At 47.5% G+C, this 22,679-nt stretch carries 19 protein-coding genes; 11 read left to right on the forward strand and 8 right to left on the reverse strand.

Annotation, left to right across the window (positions count from 1 at the left end; genetic code table 11):
- Nucleotides 1–93: 93 nt before the first annotated feature.
- From speA to D0B88_RS11985, 4 genes are all read left to right on the forward strand, one after another.
- Nucleotides 94–2,013, forward strand: a complete 1,920-nt coding sequence (speA, locus tag D0B88_RS11970; RefSeq protein ID WP_151057421.1) for a biosynthetic arginine decarboxylase — start codon at nucleotides 94–96, stop codon at nucleotides 2,011–2,013.
- Nucleotides 2,014–2,082: 69 nt separating this feature from the next.
- Nucleotides 2,083–3,282: a saccharopine dehydrogenase family protein gene (locus D0B88_RS11975; RefSeq protein WP_151057423.1), complete on the forward strand. Its 1,200-nt coding sequence runs from the start codon at nucleotides 2,083–2,085 to the stop codon at nucleotides 3,280–3,282.
- A 3-nt stretch (nucleotides 3,283–3,285) separates the two neighbouring features.
- On the forward strand, nucleotides 3,286–4,473 hold the full coding sequence (gene nspC, locus D0B88_RS11980; RefSeq protein ID WP_151057425.1) for a carboxynorspermidine decarboxylase: 1,188 nt from the start codon (nucleotides 3,286–3,288) through the stop codon (nucleotides 4,471–4,473).
- Nucleotides 4,474–4,499: 26 nt separating this feature from the next.
- Entirely contained in the window at nucleotides 4,500–5,018 is a 519-nt protein-coding gene (locus D0B88_RS11985) for an RNA methyltransferase (RefSeq protein ID WP_151057427.1), read from the forward strand.
- Here the strand turns inward: D0B88_RS11985 and D0B88_RS11990 are convergent.
- The 6 genes from D0B88_RS11990 to D0B88_RS12015 all read right to left on the reverse strand — a co-directional run bounded on the left by D0B88_RS11990 (nucleotide 5,008) and on the right by D0B88_RS12015 (nucleotide 8,471).
- Nucleotides 5,008–5,424, reverse strand: a complete 417-nt coding sequence (locus tag D0B88_RS11990) for a hypothetical protein (protein WP_151057429.1) — start codon at nucleotides 5,422–5,424, stop codon at nucleotides 5,008–5,010. The two genes, D0B88_RS11985 and D0B88_RS11990, sit on opposite strands and share 11 nt — an antisense overlap.
- A 34-nt stretch (nucleotides 5,425–5,458) precedes the next feature.
- Nucleotides 5,459–6,220, reverse strand: coding sequence for a TSUP family transporter (locus tag D0B88_RS11995; protein WP_007640605.1), 762 nt, complete (start codon nucleotides 6,218–6,220; stop codon nucleotides 5,459–5,461).
- A 41-nt stretch (nucleotides 6,221–6,261) separates the two neighbouring features.
- On the reverse strand, nucleotides 6,262–6,513 hold the full coding sequence (locus D0B88_RS19010; protein WP_191966426.1) for a zf-HC2 domain-containing protein: 252 nt from the start codon (nucleotides 6,511–6,513) through the stop codon (nucleotides 6,262–6,264).
- Nucleotides 6,507–7,115: an RNA polymerase sigma factor gene (locus D0B88_RS12005; protein WP_151057431.1), complete on the reverse strand. Its 609-nt coding sequence runs from the start codon at nucleotides 7,113–7,115 to the stop codon at nucleotides 6,507–6,509. The genes D0B88_RS19010 and D0B88_RS12005 overlap by 7 nt, the downstream gene beginning before the upstream one ends.
- A gap of 87 nt (nucleotides 7,116–7,202) precedes the next feature.
- Nucleotides 7,203–7,853 carry a DoxX family protein gene (locus tag D0B88_RS12010; RefSeq protein ID WP_151057433.1) on the reverse strand — a complete coding sequence of 217 codons (651 nt, stop codon included), beginning with the start codon at nucleotides 7,851–7,853 and terminating at the stop codon, nucleotides 7,203–7,205.
- 69 nt (nucleotides 7,854–7,922) lie between these two features.
- On the reverse strand, nucleotides 7,923–8,471 hold the full coding sequence (locus D0B88_RS12015; RefSeq protein WP_151057435.1) for a hypothetical protein: 549 nt from the start codon (nucleotides 8,469–8,471) through the stop codon (nucleotides 7,923–7,925).
- Between the two features lie 321 nt (nucleotides 8,472–8,792).
- On the opposite strand from D0B88_RS12015, the gene D0B88_RS12020 reads away from it, so the two are divergent.
- The 3 genes from D0B88_RS12020 (at nucleotide 8,793) to D0B88_RS12030 (ending at nucleotide 14,908) form a co-directional block, all read left to right on the forward strand.
- On the forward strand, nucleotides 8,793–8,990 hold the full coding sequence (locus D0B88_RS12020) for a DUF2788 domain-containing protein (RefSeq protein ID WP_007640614.1): 198 nt from the start codon (nucleotides 8,793–8,795) through the stop codon (nucleotides 8,988–8,990).
- A 62-nt stretch (nucleotides 8,991–9,052) separates the two neighbouring features.
- Nucleotides 9,053–11,242: a response regulator gene (locus D0B88_RS12025; protein ID WP_007640615.1), complete on the forward strand. Its 2,190-nt coding sequence runs from the start codon at nucleotides 9,053–9,055 to the stop codon at nucleotides 11,240–11,242.
- 150 nt (nucleotides 11,243–11,392) lie between these two features.
- Nucleotides 11,393–14,908 carry a ThuA domain-containing protein gene (locus D0B88_RS12030; protein ID WP_151057437.1) on the forward strand — a complete coding sequence of 1,172 codons (3,516 nt, stop codon included), beginning with the start codon at nucleotides 11,393–11,395 and terminating at the stop codon, nucleotides 14,906–14,908.
- Between the two features lie 173 nt (nucleotides 14,909–15,081).
- On the opposite strand, the gene D0B88_RS12035 is transcribed toward D0B88_RS12030, so the two are convergent.
- A complete protein-coding gene (locus D0B88_RS12035) occupies nucleotides 15,082–16,458 on the reverse strand; it encodes an aspartate ammonia-lyase (RefSeq protein WP_225318349.1) in 1,377 nt (458 codons plus the stop codon).
- A gap of 93 nt (nucleotides 16,459–16,551) precedes the next feature.
- On the opposite strand from D0B88_RS12035, the gene uvrB reads away from it, so the two are divergent.
- The 3 genes from uvrB (at nucleotide 16,552) to D0B88_RS12050 (ending at nucleotide 19,773) form a co-directional block, all read left to right on the forward strand.
- On the forward strand, nucleotides 16,552–18,564 hold the full coding sequence (uvrB, locus tag D0B88_RS12040) for an excinuclease ABC subunit UvrB (protein ID WP_151057441.1): 2,013 nt from the start codon (nucleotides 16,552–16,554) through the stop codon (nucleotides 18,562–18,564).
- Between the two features lie 82 nt (nucleotides 18,565–18,646).
- Nucleotides 18,647–19,087: a hypothetical protein gene (locus D0B88_RS12045; RefSeq protein WP_151057443.1), complete on the forward strand. Its 441-nt coding sequence runs from the start codon at nucleotides 18,647–18,649 to the stop codon at nucleotides 19,085–19,087.
- Nucleotides 19,084–19,773, forward strand: a complete 690-nt coding sequence (locus D0B88_RS12050) for an HTTM domain-containing protein (protein ID WP_151057445.1) — start codon at nucleotides 19,084–19,086, stop codon at nucleotides 19,771–19,773. Before D0B88_RS12045 ends, D0B88_RS12050 begins: the two co-directional genes overlap by 4 nt.
- A 51-nt stretch (nucleotides 19,774–19,824) precedes the next feature.
- On the opposite strand, the gene D0B88_RS12055 is transcribed toward D0B88_RS12050, so the two are convergent.
- On the reverse strand, nucleotides 19,825–20,910 hold the full coding sequence (locus D0B88_RS12055; RefSeq protein WP_151057447.1) for a Gfo/Idh/MocA family protein: 1,086 nt from the start codon (nucleotides 20,908–20,910) through the stop codon (nucleotides 19,825–19,827).
- A gap of 249 nt (nucleotides 20,911–21,159) precedes the next feature.
- Between D0B88_RS12055 and D0B88_RS12060 the strand changes: the two genes are divergently transcribed.
- Nucleotides 21,160–22,608 carry an RsmB/NOP family class I SAM-dependent RNA methyltransferase gene (locus tag D0B88_RS12060; protein ID WP_151057449.1) on the forward strand — a complete coding sequence of 483 codons (1,449 nt, stop codon included), beginning with the start codon at nucleotides 21,160–21,162 and terminating at the stop codon, nucleotides 22,606–22,608.
- Nucleotides 22,609–22,679: the final 71 nt, after the last annotated feature.

A 22,679-nucleotide genomic window follows, 5' to 3' on the forward strand; every position in this document is an offset into this window, starting at 1 on the left:
AGTTTTATGGCGCTGGTCGCTTTGAACCTGCACTCGAGAAGAAATTATTTCCATCCGGCGGGCTTGCCCGTTCCTTAGCAGGGTTGAATCATATTGAATACTTCTGAGCAAGCAGCAGTTTGGTCTTCACGTACTTCCGCCGAACTTTATGGCATAGATGAGTGGAGTAACGGTTATTTTGGCATTTCCCCGGAAGGGGAAGTTATTGTCCGCGCACCCAATGTTGATGGTGAGACTAGTGTTTCACTGATGAGTATTGTGGATGGTCTGCAGCAGCGTGGACTGCAAATGCCCGTATTGTTGCGTGTGGAAAATATCCTCGATTCACGCATCAGTATCCTTAACGATTCCTTTGCACAAGCTATTGAGGTGAGCGGCTACCAAGGCTGCTATCGCGGCGCGTTTCCTATTAAGGTGAATCAGCAAAGTAATGTGATTGCGGAAATCGCCCGTTTTGGTGAGCGCTACAATCATGGCCTTGAAGCGGGCAGTAAAGCTGAGTTAATGATTGCCCTTGCAACCTTGACGAATCGCGACAGTTTAATTATCTGCAACGGTTACAAAGACTCCGAATTTATTTCACTTGGTTTGCAAGCGCGTAAGCTTGGATTCAAATGTTTTTTTGTGCTGGAAACCTTGAGCGAATTGCAATCAGTCATTGAATGCAGTCGTAGTCTTGATGTAGAACCACTGATTGGTGTGCGGTTAAAACTGTCTACCAAAGTCGAAGGGCATTGGAGCGAAGACAGTGGTGATCGCAGTTTATTTGGTCTCAATACCAATGAGCTGGTGAGCGTGATTGACACGCTACGCGATGCAAATTTGCTGCATTGTTTCCAATTATTGCATTTTCATTTGGGTTCACAAATTCCCAATATTCGCAGTATTCGGGCGGGTGTGTTGGAAGCCTGCCGCTATTATATTGAACTGGTAGGCGAGGGCGCGCCGCTGGGGTATTTGGATTTGGGCGGCGGTTTGGCAATTGATTACGATGGTACTTGCAGCACCAATGGTCACAGCCGTAATTATTCGGTACAAGAATATTGTATCGATGTGGTGGAAGCGATTCAGGAAAGTCTGGATCAACACCAAATCCCGCATCCAACGATTGTTACAGAATCCGGGCGTGCCACGGTCGCGCATACATCTGTATTATTATTTAATATTCTTGATGTAACGCATTTTGAACCTACGGCCATGCCTGAGTCATTGCCTGCGGGTTGTCATGAAATGATTGCCAACCTCTGGCATACACTCTCGGTTATTCGGGTTGCAAATTTACAAGAATCCTATAACGACGTTATTTATTATCGCGACAAAATTCGCGATTTATTTCACTCGGGCGACATCAGTTTGCGCCACCGGGTATTGGGTGAAAATATTTATCTCGCCGCGCTGCAAAAAATCGCGGCCTTATTACCGCAAATGAAGCGCATTCCTGCGGAGCTGGAAAGTTTGCCGCAATTGTTGGCCGATATTTATTACGGCAATTTTAGTGTGTTTCAATCTTTGCCAGACTCTTGGGCGATTGGTCAGATCTTTCCGGTGATGCCGATTCATCGGCTAAATGAGGAGCCAACACGTCAAGCGATTATCGCTGACCTCACGTGTGATTGTGATGGCAAGTTACAAAAGTTTGCGACCTCGGCAGGTGAGTCCACCACTTTACCGCTGCATGCCATTAAGGCCGGCGACGAATATTACTTGGGGGTTTTTCTGGTGGGTGCCTATCAAGAAACCTTGGGTGATCTCCACAATTTATTTGGTGACACTAACGTGGCCAGTGTGCGTATCAATGCCGATAAGAGCATTGATTTCGTGCATGAATTACACGGCGATAGTATTGCTGATGTACTGAGTTACGTGGAGTACAAACCCAATTCACTTTATGAACAATTTCGCCAAACTGCTGAGCAAGCTGTGCGCGACGGTGTAATCAGTGTTGCTGATAGGCAACAAATGTTATCGGCTTATTCTGAAAGTTTGCGCGGTTATACCTATTTCGAAAAATAATCCTTACGACTCCTCGTGCTTAGCATGCGTTCTAGGCATGTCATTTTTTATTCTAATGGGAGGCCTTAGATGGCAAAAGTATTAATTATTGGTGCAGGTGGTGTTAGCGGAGTAGTAGTGCATAAATGTGCACAGCTGCCAGAGGTGTTTTCCGAGATTGTGCTTGCGAGCCGTACCGAATCAAAATGCAAGGCGATTGCCGCACAATTAACTCGTCCGATTAAAACCGCACAGGTGGACGCCGATAATGTACCGGAATTGGTGGCGCTAATTAATGCTGAAAAACCAGATTTAGTAATCAATGTGGCATTACCTTATCAAGACCTGACTATTATGGATGCCTGTTTGGAAACGGGTGTGGATTATCTGGATACCGCCAATTACGAACCGTTGGATACTGCCAAATTTGAATATTCATGGCAGTGGGCCTATCAGGACAAATTCAAACATGCCGGTTTAACGGCGTTATTGGGTTCCGGTTTTGATCCGGGTGTAACCAATGTTTACACCGCTTATTTGAAAAAACATTATTTCGATGAAATTCATTACTTGGATATTATTGATTGTAATGCGGGTGACCATGGCTTACCGTTTGCAACCAATTTCAATCCGGAAATTAATATTCGCGAAGTGACCGCCAATGGTCGCTATTGGGAAAATGGTACCTGGGTTGAAACGCCTCCATTGTCAGTCAATCAGGTGTTTGATTTTCCCGCCGAGATTGGTCCCAAAAACATCTACATGATGTACCACGAAGAACTTGAGTCTCTGGTAAAACATTTTCCTGAAATTAAACGCGCGCGTTTTTGGATGACCTTCTCGGATAATTATTTAAAACATCTGGAAGTGCTCGGCAATGTGGGCATGACGGGAATTGAGCCGGTCATGTTTGAAGGTCGCGAAATAGTGCCCCTGCAATTTTTAAAAGCTCTGCTTCCAGATCCCGCAAGCCTTGGCCCGCTAACCAAAGGAAAAACTTGCATCGGTTGTTTTGCGCAAGGTGTGAAAGATGGTAAACCGGTCGCCATGTTTGTATACAACGTGTGCGATCATCAGGAGTGCTACCGCGAGGTGAAATCCCAAGCAATTTCTTACACCACCGGTGTGCCTGCGATGATTGGTGCCAAAATGATTTTGGAAGGGAAATGGAAAAAACCGGGTGTATGGAATATGGAACAATACGATCCGGATCCGTTTATGGAAGACTTGAATAAATACGGTCTGCCCTGGCAGGTCGTCGAAGTTGACCCTAAAGCAATTGAAGGTTGATCGATGCAGAAACGCGAATATTTCACCCACTTTAATCCAGCTTTGGTTCCATCGCCTTGTTTTGTCATTGATAAATCGGCGGTGGAAGATAATTTAAAAATCCTTAACCGTGTGCAGCGAGAAAGTGGGGCGAAAGTACTGGCTGCATTAAAAGCGTTTTCTTGTTGGCGCTTGGCACCTTTGTTTCGCAAATATCTTTCCGGTAGTTGTGCGAGTGGTTTGCACGAGGCGCGTTTGGGGCGCGAAGAGTTTGGTGGTGAAGTCCATTGTTATTCGGCGGCTTACAAAGAGGCAGATTTAGTCGAGATTTTACAAGTCGCTGATCATGTGCTGTTTAATTCATTTTCACAGTGGTCTCGATTTAAATCGCTTGCCTTGGCGGCGCAACAAGCTCGCCCCGAGTTGCAGTTTGGGATTCGTATTAACCCCGAGCATTCCGAAGGGGAGGTCGAACTTTACGATCCGTGTGCGCCCTGTTCTAGGATGGGGGTTCCCATTGCGCAATTTGAGCAGGCCGTTGCAGATGATCCGTCACTATTGGATGGAATTAGTGGGCTGCATTTTCACACCCTTTGCCAACAGGATTTACCACCGCTGGTGCGCACCTTAACGGCGGTAGAGGAAAAGTTTGGAAAATATTTTTCGCGCATTCAATGGATTAATTTTGGTGGTGGTCATCATATCAGCCGCGAGGATTATCAGGTTGATGACTTAATCGCCGTGATTAAATCGTTTATGGCGCGTCATAAATTGCAGGTTTATTTGGAACCTGGCGAGGCGGTCGCGATTCGCAGCGGGGTATTGGTCGCGGAAGTGTTGGATATTACCTGGAACACTATGGCGCAGGCGATTCTCGATACCTCCGCTACTTGCCATATGCCTGATGTATTGGAAATGCCTTACCGTGCCGATATTCTTGGGGCGGGTATGCCCAATGAGTTTGCACATAATTATCGCTTGGGTGGTATGACCTGTTTAGCGGGTGATGTGATTGGGGATTATTCATTTGCGCAGCCGCTGCAAGTCGGTCAGCGTTTAATGTTTGATGATATGGCACATTACACCATGGTAAAGACCACTACATTTAACGGTATTAATTTGCCGGCAATTGCCCTGTGGGATTCGCGCACCAATGAGCTAAATATGGTGCGTGAGTTTGACTATGTCGATTTTAAACACCGTCTCTCGTAATACATTTTTAAATAGAGTTCATCACCATGCAAACACCAACAGCCTTTATCGGCTTGGTTAACCCCAAAAGTCCGGCGAATGTCGGCATGATTATGCGCGCGGCTGGTTGTTATGAGGCTAGCGGTGTTTTTTACACCGGTGAACGTTTTGATCGCGCGCGTAAATTTTCTGCCGATACTAAAAATGCCGCCAGTAAAATTTGTTTGCAGCATGTGGATCAGCTTGAAGATGCTGTGCAAACAGGTGCGTTGGCTGAGGGGGCTGTTTTGGTTGCTATTGAATTGATTGAAGGAGCAACACCCTTAATGGATTTTATTCACCCGGAAAATGCCTATTATATTTTTGGCCCGGAAGATGGTTCACTTAAAAAAGATATTATCGAGCAGTGCCAGCATGTTGTTTATATTCCCACCATTGGCTGTATGAATTTAGCAGCAACCGTCAATGTGCTTCTTTATGATCGCATGGCAAAGTCGGGCAGGGCGGTGGTTGATCAGCGCCCCATCGCCGCTAATCGCGATGTCAATAATAAAATCAGGATTTAACTCTTATTACTTCTTCCTGAATCAAATATTTTTCATCAATTTTATTTGGCTCTTGATGTGAAGGCTGTGCTTCTTGTTCAATTGTGTTGGGGCATTTTCCCTGACTTTCCGCCCAATAAAGTGTATTCCCCACCAGTGCAATAGAGCCTGAGACAATCGCGCTGGTAGTAGTGATCAGCGCCGACGATACTGCTGCGCCCATCAATTCCATTTTGCAGCTATGGGTAATACAGTCCACATCGTTGAATATTTGTACTTGCTCTGTGGTGAGTTTAATTTTTTGGGTGGAAACCATGCATTTTGTATCAAAGCTCGCCACTTTTTTAGGTGTGACCACACACGCACTTACAGACGTTGCGAGTAGTGCTATCACAAGGCGGGTGGATAAGGTCATATCGCTCTTCATGTAAATAAATTTCCTTATGCCAAAGCCAAATGCGTTATGCGGCGAGTTGTTTGTACCAATATTGCCCTAACATGAGCAAACAAATACTAACAATGAGGATTCGTAAAACTTTTGGGTTCACTTTAAATAAGTAGTGTGACCCCATCCAGGCACCGAGTATTTGCCCGACAATCATCGTCAAACCTGCGAGCCACATAATTTGCCCGGCAAAAATAAATACAATTAACGAGGCGATGTTAGTGGCAAAGTTGAGTGGTTTTGCAATGGCGGTAGCGTTAATTAATTCCAGTCCGCGCAAACTCACACCTGCAACAGCTAAAAAAGAACCAGTGCCTGGGCCAAACATACCGTCGTAAACACCTATCGTAGGCACTACCGTTTTTTGATACAGGCTGGCAGTCATTCTTGGTTCAGACGATTCGAGTTTTAAGTAGGGCGCTGCAATAAAATAAATCGCGATAATAACCAGTACTAGCGGGATCATAAACCCCAATACTTTGGTATCGATAAATTGCACTATTACTGTTCCCAGCACCGAACCCATAAAGGCGGCGATCATCATAGGTCGCAATTCTTGCCAGTGTATTTTTTTGCGTTTGAATAAGAGAAAACTCGACGTTCCTGAGCCAAAACAACTCTGCAATTTATTCGTACCTAGCGCGGCCAATGGTGGTACGCCAGATACAACCAGCGCGGGAATCGTAATGAGCCCGCCACCACCTGCCAAGGTGTCCATAAAACCGGCAATTGCGGCGGCGATAAATAAAAACATCAATGTTTCTACTGCAAAATCCAAATGCTACTCCTTGGGTAAGTTGAATTAGAATGGTAGCAATTTTAGTCCGCTGATGATCCCGCTTTAATCTGCGCCTTTACTTTTTGCAGAATTTTCTCCGCATCGGCTATGGCTTCAGTATTGGGTGTCTCAGCTACTAAGCCTGCGCTGACCTTACGTGTTATGTCCAGGTGTTTTACAAAGCGACGGCAATTTGCACACATAAGCAAATGCAAACGTATTTGCCATTTTAATGGAGTATTGTTTTCGAGATAGTCGCTGGCCAAACTGGCGACTTGTTTACAACTCAACATGTGCCGGTCTCCTGATAGCGATCAATAACTTGCATGAGAGTGAGGCGGGCGCGATGTACCAGTACCCGCGCGTTGGCAGCGCTTACATTGAGCAGGCTGCAAATATCTTCAAACGATTGCTGCTCTACATCGCGCAGAATAAACGCGGTTTTTTGTGCATGCGGTAGCAGCGTTAAGGTTTTGGCAATACAGCGCTGCAGTTGTTTTTCTTCCAGTAGTGCCTCGGGTGATTCATTGTTCCAACGCGGTGTCGGTTGCGCCCAATGGCCATTAGTTTGAAAGTGGCTGCCATCCAAATAACTGCCGGGTGTGTCGCCATCCAGTTGTTCCAGTGAAACCTGACGCGATTCTTTGCGCAAACGCGCTTTGGCTTGATTGCTCACAATTGTCATGAGCCAGGTTTTTAAAGAGGAGCGACGCTCAAAGCTGGCGATATTTTTATACACGGAAACCCAGGCTTCCTGAACTACTTCATCCGCAAACGCATCGCCGATAATAGCGCGGGCAATATTGAGCATCAGCGAATGGTGTTGGGCGATAAGCTGGCGAAATGCACTGTCTTCACCTGCAATCAGTTGCTTGATGAGCAGGCCTTCATCCATGAGTTTGCGTTCCTGATTCTTGCTTGTGGCATTGCACCATGGTGGATTTTCCGTAGATAAAAGTCGGTTCAAGCTTATCATTCGCTTTTATCTGGGCGCAGTATTTGTTGCCATTTTTTTAAAAAATAACCTTTTTAAAGACCAGTGGTACAGCCAATAATCCAAGCTGTGGTATTTGCCACCACCCATCGCCACTAATGCCAACAACATAAGTAGATAAGTAGTGGCAAATTCAATGCCGTTATTCAGAATGACAAACTTACCACTGGCAGTGAGCCATTCGTAATTGCCATGGGTTTGCAGAATTTGTTGCGCACGTTCCAGTTTTTCTGTTGCAGCAACTACTTGCTCGTTGGCAAACGGGGCTTGTGCATCGGCAATTGCTTGCCAGCCGTTGCCCCAGTGAACGGCAAAAATAGCAACCAACATAGTGGCTATGAGTGGAATGCTGATTAAGCGAGTAAATAAACCAAGCGTTAACAACGCGGCACCTGCCAGTTCTGTTGCGGTAGCGAGTGCAGCCATCAGCCAGGGTGAAGGAAGCCCAAGGCCCCAGTCGCTATTGCCAAACCAGGTGACGGTATCTTCAAATGCGCTGAGTTTATTCATACCTGCCATCCAAAATACCGGGGCGAGATACAGGCGCAAACCGAGTGAAGCAAGACTACTGCTGCCCTGAATCACAGGGGTTAGTGCGTAGTCAAAACAAGAATGTATTTTACTGAGAGATAAAAACATACAAGCACCTATAACTAATCCTGCGTTATAGATGCTTTAGCGTGATATTTGTTACAGGCCTGGATGCATTTAATTGGTTGCTGGTTGTTGCGCATCGGGTATTTGTTGGTTGATGGCATCATTAATAGTGCTGTCTATTTTATTTTTTTGTTCTTGTTTTACATTATCAATAGTTGAATCTAGTTTTTTATCCAGCGCTTCCCCCATAGCCTCAGCAGGAGCGTTCAGGGTTTTTTGAATCTCCTGTGCTTTACTGTAGGCATTTTGCAATTCTTGCGGAAACACCGGCGTAATCGCTTCTTTAGCACCAGCGATCTGCTCAGAAAAAATTTCTGATTTGCCATCTTTAATCAGCATTACTGCCATCTGGTTAGTTTGCGAATTCCACACCAGGCCGGCCTTATCCGTGACAGCTTGTACTTGGGAGGGCGCATAGCGCGAGGCAACATAAAATAATGCGCCTTCCTGTTGGATCTCCTGCGCGGTGCGTAGCAATTTCATGGTGGGTTCGTATTTATCACCAAGAATGGCAGTCATGCGGTCCTTGATAATAGGCGCTTCAAAAAAGTTGACTTCATTCGGGTCAAAACCCACTAAGGGTTTTAGAAATGACCACATAAGCTTGCTTTGCAATTGATTACCTATAAGCAATGAAGACACACAGGCTGATAAGCACAAACTAATAAGCAGGGCGGCAATAATTTTGGAGATGCGCATTAAAGTACCTAAATGAAGTTCAAGGAAATAGATAGGGTGCCTGACGGGGGCGATATAAAAGGGTGGCTATTGTGCGCCCGCGTCTATTTTCGGGCAAGTCGTGCCGGTTATCAGCGGTGATAAAGCGGCATTAGCGGCGATTAACGCTAAACTTGGCAGAGGCTTTTCGCTACAATGGCGCCCCTGCGAAATTCCGCTTACTAGACCCGGATTTAACCGATTATGACGCTTGAGCAACTTGAAACCTGGGGCATGTACCTCTGTGGTGGTGGGCTAATCCTGTTTATGTTTTTTATTGTGTGGGATCTGGCCAAAAAATCCAAAGCCGGTAAGTTTGGTACCTTTGTACTCTTTGGGGTGTTAGGTTTTGCCATCATGGTTTTTGTGATTAAAGAAGTGTTTGTTCATATTCTTGGCTAGAGGGTGATTTTCGCTTACCGCCGGAATATCCCCCAGTTCACGCACACCCAGTTGGATACACTATGTTTCATTTTTTTGTTCCCGCCACCAAGGTTCAGAAAGACCGCGCCATCATGCGCGAGACCGATGCGCGGGTGGCCAAATACAGCCGCCGTGGGCTTATCCTTAATTTCATTGTGTTTGTGTTGTGCCTGGCGTTTGGCAACTTTCAAGAAAAAGAACACAACCTGGCGATAGTGCTGGTGACCGGTTTGCTACTGGTGACGCTGGTGCGCAGTTACTACTTGTTCCGCTTTGATAGCCTCTATGCTCGCGCACCCGCACGCTGGCGTAACCAATATTTTTTCGCCTCCTGTCTGGGTGCTGCCTGGTGGAGTTTTATTCTGGTCACCCTGACCTGGGTGCAGGGCATGCGCGGTGAAACATTGGTGATGTGGCTTTATTCAGTGGTGTTCTATTCCAGTGTTGCCAATGTGTTTGCGCCTTACACCCGCTTTTTGAGTATCTACCTCGCCATCGGCCAAGTGCCAGCCGCGATTACCGCGATTATGTTGGGAACGGCGGAAGGTGTGCTTTACGGCTGTATCATGCTGACGTTTTACATCATGTTGGCGCATCAGGGGAAGGTTACATCCCTGGCTTACTGGGAGCGGCTTGAGGCGCACTTTTCATTACGTGAACGCGCCCAGGGCTTGGAAAACGAGAAGCGTAGCTCACAGGCGCAGATTGAATTAAAAAATGAATTTTTGGTAAATCTCGGGCAGGAAATTCGCTCCTCTATTAGCGATGTAATGAGTACCTTGTCTTTAATTGATGACAGCCAGTTATCCGAACATCATCGTGAGTTATTGATGATGGCCAATAAGGCAACAGGGCGACAAATCGATCTGGTAAATAATGTCGTCGACTTTTCAAAAATTACCACTAAAACTCTGGTGCTGGATGAAGTTGAGTTTGATTTGCGCCGGGTGCTGGAAAAATTTGTGCAGGATTTCGCGCTGGATGCACACCAACAAGGCGTAGAACTCTATTACAGCTTTGACCCAGCCATGCCACTGCGAGTGCGCGGCGATGCCGCACGCTTGAATCAAATTCTGGCGACGCTGCTTAATCACACACTCAAAGCCAGTCGCATTGAACATGTATTTATCGAAGCGCGTTTTCATCAGGATCAGGATGATCTGGGCGAATTACAAGTAGTGATTAGCGATAGCGAAAAGAATGTGAATGCAGATCAGGACGCTGAATCACGGGAAAGTAATTATCGCGGTATTGGTCTGTCCATTTGTAAGGGGCTGGCGGAATGTATGGGCGGCAGTATTCACCTGCGCGAAAATAAAAATCGCGGCAATCGCATTTTTATTAATGTTGCGTTGCAAGTGGTATCCCATGAGGATCGTCGTTTTGGTTCCGAGCAAAAACTGCGTGGCAAACGCGCGCTACTGGTGGATCTACCAGACCATAATGGCAATGTATTAGCCGATGAAATTAACGCGTGGGGCATGACGACAGCGATAGTCGCAGGTCAGGAGCAAGCAATTACCAAGTTGCGCGAGCAGGCTAATGCAGGAGCACCGTTTGATTTGGTGCTGATTTTTACCAAGCTCAATAATATGAATGGTTTGGCGCTCTCCCGTGAAATTACCCATCAACCGGATGTTGCGGGGGTTAAACAAATTATTGCAATGAGTATTTTGCAGAGCGATAGCCCGGAAATGAAACTCCATTTGCGCTCCAATCCACAAGTGAGTGTGATTGAAAAACCCATTATGCGCCGCCGCTTGCACGATGTTGCTGTGCAAAAACTATTGAACCCAGGCGGTGAAGATGAGCGGAAAACTTCTGCGCAAGAATCCGTTGGTTTAGCGGTAGTGCCCAGAGTATTGCTGGTGGAAGATCATCGCGTTGATCAAATGGTAATTAGTGCGATGCTGAAAAAATTAGGCTGCTACGTGCAAGTTGCCCAGAATGGCCTTGAGGCCGTTGAAATTGTTACCAAAGAGCGGTTCGATTTGATCCTTATGGATTACGACATGAAGGAACAGGACAGCATAACTGCCACCGAAAAGATTCGTCAGTATGAGCACAATACCCACAGCATGCATCATTTGCCCATTGTGGCCGTAACCTCCACCCAGACTGAAACGGATCAAGAGGTGTATTTGTCGGCGGGTATGGATGATCACATCACCAAACCGATTCGTTACGACGAGTTGGAGGAGCGGTTACAGCGCTGGCTGGAGAAATCTTGAGTGATTCGCTAAGAAGCGTTTACAAGCGTAAACCCCTACGCAATACCTAAAAGTCACTGTTACAATAAGTGGCTTTTTTTTTGCTCCTCAACAACGACACACCCACAAAACAGCCCCGATAAAAACGCATTTCTATAAATAGGCAGGTCTATGATTCGTTTATTTTCATCTATAAAGCATTTTCCATTAGTTGTGGCGCTCGGTTTGGCGTCCGCACTTTTCCTACAAGCCTGTAGCGATCAATCTTCTGCGCCCGACAAAAATACTGTGCAGCCACCTGCCGAGGTAACCAGCCTCACGGGCGCTCATGTGTTGGTGTTTAGCAAAACCAATGGCTGGCGCCACGATTCCATTCCCGCCGGCATTGAGGCATTAAAAAAACTGGCCAGTGAAAATAATTTCACTGTGCTGGCAACGGAAGATTCAGCATTGTTTAACGATGCGGAGCTGGCGAAGTTCAACGCGGTGGTATTTTTAAATACCACCAGCGATGTATTGAACGAGCAACAAGAGTTAGCTATGGAGCGCTACATTCAGGCGGGTGGCGGTTTCGTGGGAATCCATGCGGCGACCGATACTGAATCGGGTGGCGATTGGTTTTGGTATCGCAACCTGGTTGGCGCCGTGTTTAAAAATCACCCCAGCGTGCCGAGCAATGTGCAATTGGCGCGTGTTGATATCACCAATAAAAATCATGAATCCACCAAGGCATTACCTGATCACTTTGAGATAAATGACGAGTGGTACAACTTCCGCGACATGTACGAGTTTATTAATGTGCTCGCCAAGGTGGATGAATCTACTTATCAAGGCGGTGAGCATGGCCACGATCATCCCATTTCCTGGTATCACGAATATGACGGTGGTCGCTCGTTTTATACTGGCTTGGGGCATACCGCGGAAACTTTTTCTAATGCGCACTTTATACAGCATTTGTTAGGTGGCATTCGTTATTCGGTAGGGTTGAATTATCGTGAAGGCTCAGCACCGCAATTGGATTACAGTAAGTCGCGCCCGGAAAATAATCGCTTTGTTAAAAAGACCTTAATCGAAAATTTAAACGAGCCGGTCAAGTTTGATTTCTTCCCCAATGGCGATGCGCTTATCGCCTTGCGCCCCGGTATGTTTACCCGTGTTGATTATAAAACGGGTGCCGCACATGACGCGGGAACTATTGCGGTTGAGTACAACAAGATCCAGGAGTGGGGTTTAATCGGTGTAGCCATTGACCCGGATTTTTCGCGCACCAATTGGGTTTATGTCGCTTTTAATGTGAAAGACGAGCAAAACAATTTTTACCAAAAATTATCGCGTTTTGAGTGGCGCAATAATCAGGTAGATACCAGCACCGAACAGGAAATTTTGCGCTACGGCATAGACAACAACTGCTGTCATACCGGTGGCGATTTGCAGTTTGGCAATAACGGCGAATTATTCTTTTCTACCGGCGACAATACCAATCCCCATGATCAGGATGGTTATGCGCCGCTGGATTTTCGCCCGGACATGAAAAAGAACGATGGCTTACGCGCTCCCGGTAATACTCAGGATTTGCGCGGTAAAGTTTTGCGCATTAAGCCTAACGCAGACGGCACCTATGACATTCCCGCCGGTAATTTATTTACCGATGCCAGCCAAGGTCGCCCGGAAATTTATGTGATGGGCGCGCGCAACCCCTACAGTATTACCTTCGATAAAAAAACCAACACCTTGTTTTACGGCGATGTAGGCCCTGATGCAAACGTTGATTCGGATGAAAAAGGTCCCCGTGGTTACGATGAAGTTAATCGTGTAACTGCGGCGGGCAACTTTGGCTGGCCACTGGTGATTGGTCAAAATCGTCCTTACAAAATGTTTGATTACATTAGTCAAAAAGGCGGTGAAACGGCTGATGTCAATGTGCCGATGAATGTGTCTGCACTCAATACCGGTGCAAAACAATTGCCACCGGCACAGCCTGCGTTTATTGCTTACCCCTATGCCGCTTCAGAAATATTCCCTGAGTTGGGTGTGGGTGGGCGCACCGCGTTGGTTGCTGATGTTTACCGTTCAAATGATTATCCTGAGTCGGTAAATCGTTATCCGGCTTACTACGACAACAAATTGTTTATTGCGGATTTTATGCGCGCCTGGGTAAAGGCAGTGACTTTTGATGAGCAGGGGCGTATTCAAAAAATTGAGCCTTTTGCTCCGCAAATTAGTTATGCCTTGCCGATTGATACCCGTTTTTCGCCAGATGGTACGCTCTACGTATTGGAGTACGGCATGTCCTGGTTTACCGGTAACCCGGATGCACGCTTGGCGCGCATTGAATATGTGGGTGCTGGGAATCGTCCACCCTTAGCTGTGATTACTTTGAATAAAAACCAAGCTGGTTTACCCGCACACATTCAAGCATCCGCTGCTGAATCAACTGATTTGGATGGCGATGCAATTCGCTACCAGTGGACACTGACCTGTGCCAACGATGGTTGTGCGAGTAAGGATTTAGGTAATGCCCGTGACCTGGAGCTGCCGTTTTCCGAGGCGGGAACTTTTACGCTGAGTTTGCAGATCACTGATGTTCACGGTGCGACTGCAACCGCCAGCCAGCAATTGGAAATTGGTAATGAACCGGCCAGTATCGAATTGGTTTCTGCGCAAAATAAATCCTTCTTCTGGGGCGACACCAGTAGTTTTGCTTATCAATTAGAGATTAATGACTTGGAAGATGGTGCTATAAAAACCATCACTAACAATAATCCTAATGTGCAACTCCGTTATAGCGCTGCACAACAAGCGGGTGCACAAGGGCATCAACTGGCTAGCATTAGCGATCAAGCAAAAAATTTACTCGATGCGAATAATTGTTTAAGTTGCCACAAACTGGATGAAAAAGTTGTAGGCCCGGCATTGCGTGAAGTTGCCAAGAAATATCAGGACGATCCTAATGCTATGGCCTATTTGGTGAAAAAAATTGGCAATGGCGGCAGCGGTGTATGGGGCGAGATGAACATGCCTGCGTTCTCTGGCTTGGGCGAAGCAGACCTGAAAGTCTTGGCGACTTATATATTGTCACTCAATAAAGAAGAGGCGGCTGTAGCATCCTTACCCTTGGCAGGAAAGTTGTCGCTCAATGCGCACCAGGCAACTCAGCAGCGCTTATTGGATAACACACCTTTTGTGGCCCAAGGTGAAGCCTATTCATTGGCGGTGAGTTATAGCGATAAACCGGTGAACGGAATGTCTGCTATTGCGGTGAATAAAATCTTTTCACTTATCCCGCATCGGGTTGACCTTGACAGTGTGTTTGATGGCGCGCGCGCGAGTAAAGATGTTAAACGCCATACCTTCCGTGAAATTAAAACAATTCAAATGCCTGCGACCACTGACTGGTCTGGTTTTGCATTGGGCAGTTTTGATTTAACGCAGATTAAAACGCTACAAGTAGGCGCTTTTTTCTTTAAAGAAGCGGCTGCCTGGCAATTTGAATTGCGTCGTAATAACGCAGAGGGCGAGGTGATTGCTGCTGGTGTGCTGTCATCTGGCGCAGAACTCAAAACCTATCAGCGCAGCACTATTGCAGTAACGCCGACTTCGGGGTTTAGTGAATTGTATTTGCAACTCAAAGTGGAAAATAAAACCTCTGGCGAATTGTCGTTGCAGGATATTAGTTTTGAAAAATAATTCTTAACAAGAATTTATCACTACTCATTTTTTAAAGAGATCGCCCACGGAAGGGCTCCGTAATAGCCTCTGAGACACGCCGTAAACCCATCCATGGGGGCTTGTCGTCGACATCCTGTCTCCCACAGTCTCAGAGGCTATTACGAATCCCTTCCTTTGATTTAACCTTTCGATTACAACCCGCCACGTGTTAATTTTTCGGGGTTTAGCAATTGCTCTAATTGCTCCCGACTTAATCCACTCTGTTCCTGCGCAACATCAATAATCGCACGCCCTTCGGCATAAGCCTGTTTGGCGATAGCCGCTGCTTTCTCATAACCGATTAATGGATTTAAGGCCGTTACCAGAATCGGATTTTGTGCCAGCGCTTTTTCGATGCTAGTGTGATTAACCGTGAAAGTCGCAATCGTTTTATCGGCCAACTCATTGCAAGCGTTACTCAGCAATTCAATCGACTGCAATAGGTTGTAAGCAATCAGCGGCAACATCACATTCAATTGAAAGTTTCCCGATTGTCCGGCAATGCCAATACTCACGTCGTTGCCCATCACTTGTGCGCACACCATACACACGGCTTCAGGAATAACCGGGTTTACTTTGCCGGGCATAATCGATGAGCCAGGTTGCAGCGGTTTTAAATTAATTTCGCCAATGCCCGCGAGTGGGCCGGAGTTCATCCAACGTAAATCGTTGGCGATTTTCATCAGGCTCACGGCGAGGGTTTTTAACTGACCGGAGATGGCCACTGAGGTGTCTTGTGCACTCATCAAGGCAAAAAAATTATCGCCAGGCATAAAAATTAAACCCGTCGCTTCGGATAAATGCTCAGTCACTTTACTGGCAAATTCCGGGTGTGCATTAATGCCAGTACCTACTGCGGTGCCGCCTTGTGCCAAGCGCAACAACTGCGGCAGCGCCATTTGTAAACGCACATAATTGCTTTCAATTTGACTGGCCCAGCCTTCCAATTCCTGGCCAAAGGTCAGGGGCATGGCATCCATTAAATGGGTGCGGCCGGTTTTCACTACCTCGTGTAACGCTTCCGCTTTACCGAGCAGACTGGTGTGCAGTTCTTCCAACGCAGGGAAAAGTTGCTGTTTAAGGGCGAGGGCGGCGCTGACGTGAATGGCGCTGGGAATCACATCATTACTGCTTTGGCTCATGTTTACCTGGTCATTGGCGTGCACCTTCTGCCCGGCCAAATCGCTGGCGATATGGGCAATCACTTCATTTACATTCATGTTGGTGCTGGTGCCAGAGCCGGTTTGGAATACATCTACCGGGAACTGGTCTACGTAATGCCCCGCAAGGATACTGTCGCACGCTGCCGCAATTGCCCAGGCAAGGTCGCTATCGAGCAACCCGAGCTCCTGATTGGCCAGTGCCGCTGCTTTTTTGATGTGTACCATGGCGTGAATAAAGCGCGGGGGTAGGGTGAGGTTGCTAATAGCAAAATTATCCAGTGCGCGTTGGGTTTGGGCGCCATAGAGCGCGGTTTTAGGGACTTGAACCTCACCCATGCTGTCGTGCTCAGTGCGGAACTCGCTCATAGAAACCTCCTTCATTGGATTCATGACATAAATGAATCCTGATCCCGATCAGTTTTAGTTACAATCACTTTTTTAATTCATTATTGAGTTCTTATGTCCAAGCAATTTGTCGTTAATAGTGAATTCGCCCCCGCCGGGGATCAGCCCACCGCCATCGCCGGCTTGGTGCAGGGGATAGAGGCTGGGCTATCGCACCAGACCCTGCTGGGGGTTACCGGTTCCGGCAAAACCTTCACCATCGCCAATGTGATTGCGCAAGTGCAGCGCCCCACGCTGATTATGGCGCACAACAAAACCCTGGCCGCGCAGTTGTATGGGGAGTTCAAAGAATTCTTCCCCAACAATGCGGTGGAATATTTTGTTTCCTATTACGACTATTACCAACCCGAAGCCTATGTGCCGTCCTCCGATACCTTTATTGAAAAGGATTCAGCGGTAAACGAGCATATTGAGCAGATGCGCTTGTCAGCCACCAAAGCGCTGCTGGAGCGGAAGGACGCGATTATTATCGCTTCAGTATCGGCCATTTATGGCTTGGGCGACCCGGACGCTTACATGAAAATGTTGTTGCACGTGGTACGCGGCGACAAAATTGATCAGCGCCAAATTTTGCGCCGCCTTGCTGAATTGCAATACACTCGTAACGATATGGATTTTGCGCGTGCGACTTATCGTGTGCGCGGCGAAGTGATTGATATCTATCCTGCTGATTCTGATATTGAAGCCGTGCGCATTGAGTTATTTGATGATGAAGTCGAGCAAATTTCTATTTTTGATCCGCTCACCGGTGAGGTGCTGCAAAAAGTTCCGCGTTTTACTATTTATCCAAAATCTCACTACGTAACTCCGCGCGAGCAAATTTTGGAAGCGATTGAAAATATCAAAGAAGAATTGCGTACCCGTCTGGAATATCTGCGTGAAAATAATAAATTGGTAGAAGCGCAGCGCTTGGAACAGCGCACCCGTTACGATTTGGAAATGATGCAGGAATTAGGTTACTGCAACGGTATTGAAAACTATTCACGCTATTTGTCCGGCCGTAACTCCGGCGAAGCTCCTCCCACCTTGTTTGATTATTTACCGCAAGACGCGTTGCTTGTTATCGATGAAAGCCATGTGACCATTCCGCAAATTGGCGCCATGTACAAAGGCGACCGCTCGCGTAAAGAGACTCTGGTGGAATACGGTTTCCGTTTGCCCTCAGCACTGGATAACCGCCCCATGCGTTTTGATGAGTGGGAGCACATAGCCCCGCAAATGATTATGGTGTCGGCAACACCCGGAAAATACGAAGAAGAGAAGCAAGGGCAGGTCGTTGAACAGGTGGTTCGCCCCACCGGTTTGATCGACCCGGAAATTGAAATTCGCCCGGCCACAACACAAGTGGATGATGTGCTCTCTGAAATTCGCCTGCGCGTGGAAAAAGGTGATCGCGTATTAATTACGGTACTCACCAAGCGCATGGCGGAAGACTTAACTGAATACCTCGCTGAACACGGCGTACGCATTCGCTATTTACACTCAGATATTGATACGGTGGAGCGCGTAGAAATTATTCGGGATTTACGTTTGGGGCAATTCGATGTGCTGGTGGGTATCAACCTGTTACGTGAAGGTTTGGACATGCCAGAGGTGTCACTGGTAGCGATTTTAGATGCAGATAAAGAAGGCTTTTTGCGGTCGGATCGCTCTCTCATCCAAACCATTGGCCGCGCTGCGCGTAACGTCAATGGTAAGGCGATTCTCTACGCCGACCGCATTACTGGCTCCATGCAACGCGCGATTGAAGAAACCGATCGCCGTCGCGAAAAACAAGTGGCTCACAACCTTAAACACGGCATCACTCCCAAAGGTATCAATAAAAGCATCGCCGATATCATGGAAGGCTCGGTCGCCCCAGGTGCTGGTGGTCGCAGCGCGCGCAATAAAGCCATGGCAATTGCCGAGCGTAGCGGTAAATACACGGTGGATGTTAATCCAAAGGATATTTGGAAAACCATCGAGCTAATGGAAAAACAAATGTTCCAAGCCGCGAAAGATCTGGAGTTTGAAGTGGCCGCAAAACTGCGCGATGAGATTGAGAAGTTAAAACATAAAGCGGTTTGATTTTTTGTAATTATGCAGTATAGGGCGCAATTTATTGCGCCCTTTTCATTTGATTGTGTGACCTATAACAATCGAGATTCGGATGATAAAACTTTTATTCCCCATTCTTTTTCCCTCCTGGCGCTTCTTCAGCAGTATCGGCCCGTCGCCGCGTATTGATGTGGCATTTATCGCGGAAAAAAATGCTGAGCCACAAGCATGGTTGCCGTTTAGCTCTTTACCTGAGCAAGTGGGGTTTGCTGCGGGTGTGCGGCGCTTATTGCACAACCCGACATGGAATGAACGCTTGTATATCAACACTTGTGCAGAGCATTTGTTTGAAGGCCCTTCTGATTTTTATGCACAGGAAATTGGTGCGCGTTTGGTTAATACGGTATTTAATCGGGAAATGAATGTTGATGACGCATCGCAATATTTGGTGTTTCGTATTCGCGCTATAGAATTTGACGCGGGGCAGGTGCGTGATGAGGTTGTATTTATCTCCCAACCTTTTTTATTGCAAGCGCTGGGTGGTAAACAATGACATTGGAATTGGCCGTTCGGTTGGCGGAGATTATCTTGGGCTTCGCAATTTTTCAGCAAAGCCTGGAATTTATGCGCGGTTTAGCAGCGGAAAAAACACTTGGGTTAATTCGCGCGTGTTTGGCAATCTTATTGATGTTGGGTTTGCAGCCGTTACTGGTTGAATCGGCATTGCTGGTGACTGCGTTACTATTTGTCACGCGCTACCAAGGGCCTTACAACGGTGGCAGCGATACCATGACTTTGTTGGTACTGCTGTGTTTATGGTTGTCACACCTGGCGCCGACCCGTTATTGGCAAGAAATAGCACTAGGTTATTTAGCGTTGCAATTAATGCTTTCTTATTTTCAATCTGGTTGGGTCAAAGTTATTAATCCCCAGTGGCGTAGTGGTGCCGCCTTGCAGCAGGTCTTTGCGCTGAGTGCTTATCCGGTGAGTGACCGAGTGCGATTGTGGGCGCAGCGGCCGCAAGTGTTATGGGTTATGTCCTGGGGGATAATTATTTTTGAGCTGATTTTTCCGCTGGCCTTGCTGAATCAAACGATATTAATTATTGCGCTGGTGATTGCCGCCTTATTTCATTTGGCTAATGCGTGTTTGTTTGGTTTGAATCGTTTTTTCTGGATCTGGCCTGCCGCTTATCCGGTCATTATTTGGTTTCAGGCGCGCGTGGCAGAGGTGTTTTGATTTCAACTGAAAACACACTCCCGCATTAATCACGGGAGTGTGCATTTCGCGTTATAGCACAATGCGTTTGGCTTCTTTTGCTGCTTTAAAAATCGCTTCTACGATAATTATATCTTTCATGCCTTCTTCGCCGGGAACCAATACGGGTGAGTTGTTGATAATGGCGAGCGCGTCGTTATCCATTTGGCGCGCTTGTTGATTCTCAGGTGCAGGCGGCAGGATGATGCCATCGCTGGTGCTGCCTTTTACGCCGCTGTAGGATTGAAACGGTTTTAATTCGTACCAACCCTTTGCGCATTCCGCTCGTAATTGATTCATGCTTTGTGCGTAGCTGGTGGCACACACAGCGCGTGCACCGCTGGCAAATTCCAATTCAAAGCGCGTTGTTTCATCCACATTTTTATACACTTCGGTGGTGCTGCTCATAGTCGCGGAGGTAACGGCGATGGGTTCTTCACCGGCGGTGTAGCGTGCAGCATTGAGAGGGTATACACCCATGTCATACATGGCACCGCCACCCATTGCCGGGTCGGCGCGCCACGAATGGCTGGCACCTGTGCCGTTGTAACCCGCTTCCGCAATAATGGTTTTAATATCGCCGTAAGGTTTTTGTTTGGCGAGCTGAATAATGCGCTGCGTATTTGGCTCGTGTTGCATGCGATAGCCAATGGTCAACTGCACTTTATTTTTTTTGCAGACAGCAATCATGTCCTGGCATTCTTGTTCATTCATCGCCATGGGCTTTTCACACCACACGTGTTTGCCTGCATTCGCGGCGATTTCAGTAAATTTTTTGTGGGTGCCGGTGGGGGTTACAACGTAGACCACATCGATATCCGGGTTGTTGGCCAGTTGATGCATATTGTCGTAGTTGTAGACGTTGTAATCGGCAATGCGATAATTTTTTTGCCACTGCGGAATTTTTTCCGGTGAGCCGGTCACTATGCCCGCGAGATAACAGTGTTTAGTCATTTGCAGGGCTGGCGCGAGTAAATCGCGGCTGTAGTAGCCCAGCCCCACCAGCGCAACACCAATGCGCTTGCGCGCAAGATTGTTGCCAAAAACGTTGGGGGCGCCGGCGATAAGGCCCATCGCACCCAGGCTTTTTAAGAGTTGGCGACGCGAAACCTGATTCATTCTAATTACCTCAATTTTTTACGCACCGGCTCTGGCAGATGAGCCGCTATTCATCATGTAGTTGTAATCGCCATTGCCGCAGGGTGCAAACCGATAAACAAAAAATTACCTGCATTTACTTTGCTGACGGTTTTCAGCGCAGCAGCGCAAGGGCAGTGCAGTCAAAAAGCAGGCTAAATAGGACGTTGGCTGGTAGAATGGCGCTCTTTTTTCGATCTTTCCGATCCTGATCTTATCGCTGGCGCCCTTATGCAAAACTCTACTGAACACAACACCGTTTCCCCCCACAACTCCACCGTCACTGTGCAATACGAAGATTCTCGCCTGGTGCCGCTGTGGCGTGCATGGCTTGAAGTGGCGGGCACAATGCCGCTGGATAAGTGGATAAAAACCAGTGTGCGCCAGTTTGCCCACTCAGGCCCCACCTCAATGCCTGAGTACGATGAGATTAAAAAGCACAACAAATTTAAACCGACAAAAACCCAGGCTGACCATGCAAATGCAGAAGCAATTGATACGGCATCTTTAAGTTTGGCGATGTTTTCGGCGCTGCGTTTTCAACAAATGGCCTCGGGGTTGGAGTTTGCTTATCGTGCAAGTCTGCAAAACCCGGAACATGTGATGGATTGGAGCGAATGGGATGCTGGCTGGCAAGCCCGTGATTTACAGGGCATTGCCCCCGTCGCGTTCTGGTACTGGATTCAATTGCGTGTAAATGGTGATCAACCGAAAAAAAATCAAGCGCAATTGCGCGATGCCGAAGCGCGCCGCAGTTTTTTCAAGAAGGTAATGGCCGAGGCAACATTTGCCAATTTGCCAGTATTGTTGCTCTGGCAGGGGCTGCGCCCGCAGTGGAGTGAGTTGCTCAAGGCGCGCCAACAGGCAAGTGGTTGGAGCGATAAAACGCTGGAGGATTTTATTGCCCAGCAAATAAGCACGCCGCCACTCTGGTTGCGCGTGCAAAAAAATGCTTCCGCCGAAGCGGTTTATAACAGCCTGCAACAGCAGGGTGTGAAGGTGTCGCTCAGTGAGCAGGGCCTAGCCGCACAGGGTGGTGTGGGCATTCATACGACCGACGCCCACAAAAACGGCTTGGTGGAAATTCAGGATTTAGCCAGTCAACAAATTGCTGCTACAGTTGCCGCCAAGCCGGGGCAAAAAGTATGGGATGCTTGTGCGGGCGCCGGAGGAAAAACCCTCGCGATTGCCGCGCAAATGAATAACAAAGGCGCAGTATTTGCGACCGATTTACATGCCTACAAATTGGATGAATTAAAACGTCGCGCCAAACGGGCGGATGTATTTAATGTGCGTGTTTTCACCTGGGAGGGCAGTGAGCCATTGCGTTTGCCAAAAGAGGCGGCGCAGCAACAGGGTTTTGATTGGGTATTGATTGACGCACCCTGCAGCTCCGCCGGAACCTGGCGCCGCAACCCGGATGCCCGCTGGCGTTTTGATCCCGCCGATACCCGCGAGCTGGTGCATTTGCAGCAGCAATTGCTGACCAATGCGGCACCGGCGGTACGTGTGGGTGGGCGCTTGGTATACGCTACTTGCAGTTGGCAAGTGAGTGAAAATGAACAACAAGTAGAATGGTTTTTAGCGCAGCACCCGCAGTTTGCGCTGGAGTCGCAAAAAATACTGGGCGCACCGGCAATAGATTCCGACACTATGTTTGTGGCGGTATTGATTCGGTAGTCATAGCCCGGCACTCATCGTTCATATCACTAACGCTTGCGGTAGTTAAGCGTTAGTAAAAAAGCCCTTGG

This window comes from Cellvibrio sp. KY-YJ-3, from assembly GCF_008806955.1.
Taxonomy (GTDB): Bacteria; Pseudomonadota; Gammaproteobacteria; order Pseudomonadales; family Cellvibrionaceae; genus Cellvibrio.